Below are 6,392 nucleotides of genomic sequence, written 5' to 3' on the forward strand. Positions count from 1 at the left end.
GGGTCCCCGGGGCGGCGGGCGCGCACGACGCCCGCCTGCGCGCGCACGGCGCGCGGCGCGGCGCCGGAGTCGCGGCGGGCGGGCCGGCCGGGGCGGGGGCGCCCCGGCCGCTTCCGCCGCCCCGCCCACCGCTCGCCGGCGCGTGAAGGCGGCGCCAACCGGCGGTTGCCCCCTTCACGAACCGGCCGAAGCCGTCAGATGATGCGCTACGGAGAAACGCGGGAAGGGAAGTCAGATGGCGAAGTTCGGATTGAGCCAGTCGGTGCGGCGCGTCGAGGACCCCCGCCTGCTGACCGGGCGCGGGCAATACACGGACGACATCTCCATGCCCGGCCAGGCCTTCGGCGTGGTGCTGCGCAGCCCGCATGCCCATGCCCGCATCGCCGCGCTGGACGTGGCGGCGGCGAAGGCGACCCCCGGCGTGCTGGCGGTGATCACCGGCGCGGACATGAAAGCCGCCGGCCTCGGCGAGCTGCCCTGCATGATCCCGCTGAAGAGCAAGGACGGCACGCCGCGCACCAACACGCCGCGGCTCGCGCTGGCGACGGACACCGTGCGCCATGTCGGGGACCCCGTCGCCTTCGTGGTGGGCGAGACGCTGCAGGCCGCGCGCGACGGCGCCGAGGCGATCATGGTGGAGTACGAGGTCCTCCCCGCCTCCACCGACCTCGCCACCGCGCATGAGACCGGCGCGGCGCTGGTCTGGCCCGAGGCGAAGAGCAACATCTGCTTCGACTGGGAAGCAGGCGACAAGGCCAAGGCCGATGCCGCCTTCGCCAAGGCAGCGCATGTCACGCGTCTGACGGTGGTGAACAACCGCGTCGTCGTCGCCTCCATGGAAGCCCGCGCCGCGGTGGCGGCGTGGGAAGGCGACCGCCTCACGCTGCACACCAACACCCAGGGCTCCTGGCAGGTGCGCAACATGCTGGCGGACCTGGTGCTGAAGATCCCGCAGGACAGGATCCATGTGCTGACGCCCGATGTCGGCGGCGGCTTCGGCATGAAGCTCTTCCTCTATGCCGAGCATGTGATGGTCGCCTTCGCGGCGAAGCAGGTGGGCCGCCCCGTGAAGTGGGCGTCCGAGCGCACCGAGGCGTTCCTGTCGGACACGCATGGCCGCGACAACATCACGCTGGGGGAACTGGCGCTCGACGCGAACGGAAAGTTCCTCGCGCTGCGCACGAAGAACTGGGCGAACATGGGCGCCTATCTCTCCAACTACGCGCCCTTCATCCCGACCGGCGCCGGCACCAAGGTGCTGGCCAGCGTCTATGGCTTCGAGGCGATCCACGCCAATGTCCTCGGCGTGCTGACCAACACCGTGCCGGTGGACGCCTATCGCGGCGCCGGGCGGCCGGAATCCAACTACCTGGTGGAGCGCCTGATCGACACCGCCGCGCGCGAGCTGAAGATCGACCGCGTGGAGATCCGCAAGCGCAACATGGTCCCGCAGAGCGCCATGCCCTACGTCTCGGCGATGGGCCAGCGCTACGACAGCGGCGATTTCGCGCAGCTGCTCGACGCCGCGCTGAAGAAGATGGACTGGGCCGGCTTCGAGAGCCGCCGCGCGGAAGCCGCGAAGCGCGGCAGGAAGCGCGGCATCGGCCTCGCCTACTACCTGGAAGCCACCGGCGGCGGCCCGACGGAGAACGCCAAGGTCGTCTTCGCGGATGACGGCATGGTGGATGTCTATGTCGGCACGCAGAGCACCGGCCAGGGCCACGAGACCGCCTATGCCATGCTGACCAGCCATGAGCTCGGCATCCCGATGGACAAGATCCGCGTGAAGCAGGGCGATTCCGAGACGCTGCCCGATGGCGGCGGAACCGGCGGCGCGCGCAGCCTCTATTCCGAGGGCCAGGCGATCCTCGTCACCACCGCGAGCGTCATCGAGAAGGGCAAGCAGGCCGCGGCCGAGACCCTGGAGGCCGCGATCGGCGACATCGAGTTCGTCGCCCAGGGGCCAGACGGTCACGGTCGCTTCGGCGTGGTCGGCACCGACCGCGGCATCGGCATCCTCGACCTCGCCGCCGCGCAGCGCAAGCGCGTCGCCGCCGGCCAGTCGGCGATCATCCTCGACACGATGGAGACGGCCAAGATCGAGAGCCACACCTTCCCGAATGGCTGCCACATGGCCGAGGTGGAGGTGGATGCCGAGACCGGCGTGGTGACGGTGCCGCGCTACATCGTGGTGGACGATGTCGGCCATGCGCTGAACCCGCTGATCGTGCGCGGCCAGGTGCATGGCGGCGTCGCGCAGGGCGTCGGCCAGGCGCTGATGGAGCGCACCGCCTACGATGCCGGCAGCGGCCAGCTCCTCTCCGCCAGCTTCATGGACTACGCCCTGCCGCGCGCCGAGGACCTGCCCGACATCGACGTGGACCTGATCGAGGTCACCTGCGAGACCAACCCGCTCGGCGTGAAGGGCGCGGGCGAGGCGGGCGCGGTCGGCTCGCCGCCGGCGGTGATCAATGCGCTGGTGGATGCCCTCGGCGGCCGCGTGGTGGACATGCCGGCGACGCCCGAGAGCGTGTGGAAGGCGCTGAGCGCCGCGTAGGCGATCAGAGCACCGGGAGCCGGTCGAGGATCCGCTCCGAGAGCCGCGCCGGCGGCGCGGCGAGCCGGACGGTCTCCTCGACCGACCGCCTGAGCGGCTTCAGGCCGAGCGCCTCGCAAACCGCCAGGTGGTCGTCGAGCAGCGGCTGCAGCGTGGCGCGATCGAGCGTGACCTCCCGCGTGAAGCTCTCGCCGAGCCGCCGGAAGGCCGCCGCCTCCTCGGCGGTCGCATAGGCCTGGATCTCGCTGCGCTCCTCCGCCACGAAGACCAGCGCGCGCGGCGGCACGCGGAAGCGCCGCCCGTCCTGCTCCAGCACCAGGCCCCGGTCGCCGCCATGCAGATACCCCGGGACGAAGCCGCCGCGGTTGATCACCGCGTTGCCGTCGAAGGGCGCCAGCTCCACCCCCAGCGCCGCGCCCAGCCGGTCGGGCAGGGTCCCGTCGAACAGCGCGCCCATCGGAAAGCCGAGGCAGGCGTCGCCGAACACCGCGCGGAACCGCGCGACGGCCGGCGCGCGCGGCCGCAGGTAGCGCGCGGCCACCGCCGGATCCTCCAGCCGGAAGGTCGCCGGGCGCGGCTGTCGCCGCCAGCTCGGCCGCCCGATGGTGGATTTCAGCTCATGCAGGTAGTGCGAGAAGAAGGTCTCGACCGGGTCGCGCACCAGGATCGCGACCGTCACCGCATCCGCCTCCAGCACGGACCGGATGCGATCGGCGCCATCGTCCCGGTTCTGGATGTAGGAGGGCGAGGCGTCGAGCAGGATCTTCCGGTGCTCCTCCGCCGGGAAGCGCGACAGATAGGCGGATCGCCCGCGCAGCTTCGCCTCGCCGAAGAAGTTCACCTCCTTCGTGCCGGCGCTGCCGAAGATCGCCGGCCGGCGCATCAGCATCTCGAACAGGAAGCTCGTCCCGGCCTTGGCCAGGCCGGGGACGATCAGGTGCCGCGTGGGCCCGCGATACCGCCCTTGGCTCAGCGGAACACCAGGTTGACGAGGCGGCAGGTGTCGAGGCCGCGGCGCTCCTCCGCGCGGCCGTCCATCCACACCACCCGGATGTCGTTCTCGCAGGCCCCCGAGGGCAGGCGCACCGCCAGGTGCTCGCCCGGGTTCATCGCCCGCGGCAGCCGCTGCTGGCCCCAGTTCTGGTCGCGCACGGAGGAGACATAGACCTCCCGCATCGCCTGCTGCCCGTGGTTCACCAGGTTGAAGGACGGATTCGCCTGTTCCTGCGGCGCGCCGGCGGAGGGCGGCACCTGCGCCGCGCTGCCGAACACCATCTGGGTGATGCGGCAGGTGTCCTGGTTGCGCCGTTCCTCCGGCCGCCCGTCCGCGAAGACCACCCGGATGTCCTGCCGGCACCCCGCCGAGGGCGGGATCCGCACCGGGAAGGTGGCGCGATCCGGCAGCACGTCGCTGCCGAGCAGGTCATGGCCCCAGTTCGGGTTGCTCACCGGGGAGACATAGAGCTCCCGGATCGGCTGCCCGCTGCGGTTCACCAGGTTGAAGGAGGGATCCACCTGGGCGCGTGCTGGCATGGCCGACAGCAGGGCCGCGACGGCAGCGAGGACGAGGCGGCGCAGGAGCATCGGGCGGCGTGCAACCCCGGGGTCGGTTCGCCGGGCAGCCTACCGCACCCCGTGCAGCGAGGCGATGGCCCCCGGCGCGGCGAGGCTCAGCCCGCGATGCTGCGCGGCACCAGCGGCTCCACCGCGGCCGGCCCGTCCCAGCCCGCGACGTCTTCCAGCCCCTGGCGGTCCAGGATCTCGAGCCGGCCCTTGGCCAGCGTCGCCAGGTTGTCCTTGCGCAGCACCGCCAGCGCGCGGTTGGCATGCTCCACCGAAAGACCGAGCGCATCCGCGATATGCGCCTGCTTCAGCGGCACCGGCCCGCCGCGCGCATCGCCGCCGCCGCGCCGCTGGATGCGGCCATGGATCTCGAGCAGCAGATGCGCCACGCGCCCCACCGCATCGCGGCGGCCGAGGCTGGTCAGGCGCTCGCGCAGGCGCGCCCGGTCGCGGCTCAGCCCCTCGGCATAGGCCAGGGCGAGGCCCGAATCGCGCCCCATGAAATCGCAGAGCCGGTCGCGCGCCAGGATGCAGAAGGAGGCATCGGTCAGCGCCTCCACCTCGGCCCCGTCCTCGGTGCGCTCAACCAGGTCGCCGGGCAGGTGGAAATCCAGCACCTGCCGCCGCCCGTCGGGCGTCGCCGTCCAGGTGAAGGCCCAGCCCGCGTAGAGGGTGAAGACGCTGTCGCGGATCGCCTCGCCCGCGCGCACCAGGCGCACGCCGGATCGCACCTTCGCGATCTCGCCGATGCGGGCCTGCGGGACCACCCGGAACAGGGCGAAGGGTCGCACGGCACAGGCCGCACAGGCGCCCGGCAATGGCGTCAAGCTGCTGGTGCTGCGGGTCATGTCCGGCCTGTGTTTCCCCACCCATTGTCGGAACCCGCCGCCGCAGGAGCCTTCCAACAGGTCAAGGCTAGCGCCAACCCCAGATGAATGGAATGCGTTTTTGCTTAATTTAACGGATCGTCGCGTCGGCGTGATCATTCCGGCGCCTCGCCGCTGCGTTTGCCGTGCCGGCCGCGCGTGGCAACTTGGGGCCCCGCAGGGAGATCGCCGCGATGTCTGGATTCGCCTCCGCCAATGACATGGCCGAGAAGAAAGTTTCTTTCGACGAGCTCGGCCCCGGCCTCTACGCCTACACGGCGGAAGGCGATCCGAATTCCGGCGTGCTGGTCGGGCCCGACGGCGTCGTGGTGGTGGATGCGCAGGCCACGCCCGCCATGGCGCAGGATGTCGTCGCCCGCATCCGCACCGTCAGCCCGCTGCCGGTGACGCAGGTGGTGCTGAGCCACTACCACGCGGTGCGCGTGCTCGGCGTCTCGGGCTACGGCAGGCCGCTGGTCATCGCCTCCGACGCCACGCGCGAGCTCATCGTCGAGCGCGGCCAGCAGGACATGGACAGCGAGATCGGCCGTTTCCCGCGCCTGTTCCGCGGGAAGGAGACGATCCCGGGCCTCACCTGGCCCACCCACACCTTCGAAGGGTGCATGACGCTCTGGCTGGGGGAGCGGGAAGCGCAGGTGATCCATATCGGGCGCAGCCACACCGCGGGCGACACGGTGGTGTGGTGCCCGAAGGAGAAGGTGCTGTTCGCCGGCGACACGGTGGAATTCGGCGCCACGCCCTATTGCGGCGACGCCCATTTCGCCGACTGGCCCGCGACGCTCGATGCCATCGCCGAGCTCGGCCCCGAGAAGATGGTCCCCGGCCGTGGCCGCGCGCTGATGACGAAGGCGGACTGCGCCGAGGCCATCGCCGGCACCCGCGCCTTCACCGCCGACCTGTTCGGCCGCGTGCGGCAGGGGGTCGAGAAGGGCTGGAACCTGAAGGCCATCTACGACGACACGATGGGCTTCATGCGGCCGCGCTACGGCAGCTGGGTGATCTTCGAGCACTGCATGCCCTTCAACGTCACCCGCGCCTTCGACGAGGCGAAGGGCCTCGACCACCCGCGCATCTGGACCGCCGAGCGCGACGTGGCGATGTGGAAGGCGCTGGAGCACGGCACCGCGATGAAGGACGCCGAGATCCCCCGCTGACCCTCTCCCCCCGCCGTAGCGACCCTCTCTCCCCACAGGGCGGAGAGGGCAGGGTGAGGGGGGCCAAGCCACCGACGCCGTCCTGAAGCTTTTGCACGCGCCCGCGCCCCACACGCAGCGCTTCGCCCGGCGAAAGGCACCGAAAAACAAAAAGGCGGGGGAGGCCGCGCCGTGCCCCCCCCCCCTCGCGCCCCCCCGGGCGGCGCGCCCCGGCGGCCCCCGGGGCCGCGG

General features: G+C 71.7%; 5 protein-coding genes. 2 read left to right on the forward strand and 3 right to left on the reverse strand.

The window, feature by feature from the left end; translation table 11 throughout:
* Window positions 1-235 precede the first annotated feature (235 nt).
* On the forward strand, window positions 236-2,557 hold the full coding sequence (locus tag AC1MIR_RS17995; protein ID WP_480029573.1) for a xanthine dehydrogenase family protein molybdopterin-binding subunit: 2,322 nt from the start codon (window positions 236-238) through the stop codon (window positions 2,555-2,557).
* Window positions 2,558-2,561: 4 nt separating this feature from the next.
* Here the strand turns inward: AC1MIR_RS17995 and AC1MIR_RS18000 are convergent, their stop codons facing one another.
* The 3 genes from AC1MIR_RS18000 to AC1MIR_RS18010 form a co-directional block, all read right to left on the reverse strand.
* Window positions 2,562-3,440, reverse strand: a complete 879-nt coding sequence (locus tag AC1MIR_RS18000; protein ID WP_480029574.1) for a hypothetical protein — start codon at window positions 3,438-3,440, stop codon at window positions 2,562-2,564.
* Between the two features lie 86 nt (window positions 3,441-3,526).
* The gene (locus AC1MIR_RS18005; protein ID WP_480029575.1) at window positions 3,527-4,141 is read right to left on the reverse strand and encodes a hypothetical protein; all 615 of its coding nucleotides are present in this window, start codon (window positions 4,139-4,141) and stop codon (window positions 3,527-3,529) included.
* A gap of 86 nt (window positions 4,142-4,227) precedes the next feature.
* Window positions 4,228-4,911, reverse strand: a complete 684-nt coding sequence (locus tag AC1MIR_RS18010; protein ID WP_480029576.1) for a Crp/Fnr family transcriptional regulator — start codon at window positions 4,909-4,911, stop codon at window positions 4,228-4,230.
* A gap of 269 nt (window positions 4,912-5,180) precedes the next feature.
* On the opposite strand from AC1MIR_RS18010, the gene AC1MIR_RS18015 reads away from it, so the two are divergent.
* Window positions 5,181-6,161: an MBL fold metallo-hydrolase gene (locus tag AC1MIR_RS18015; RefSeq protein ID WP_480029577.1), complete on the forward strand. Its 981-nt coding sequence runs from the start codon at window positions 5,181-5,183 to the stop codon at window positions 6,159-6,161.
* Window positions 6,162-6,392: the final 231 nt, after the last annotated feature.

Source organism: Falsiroseomonas sp. RANM36, from assembly GCF_056682175.1.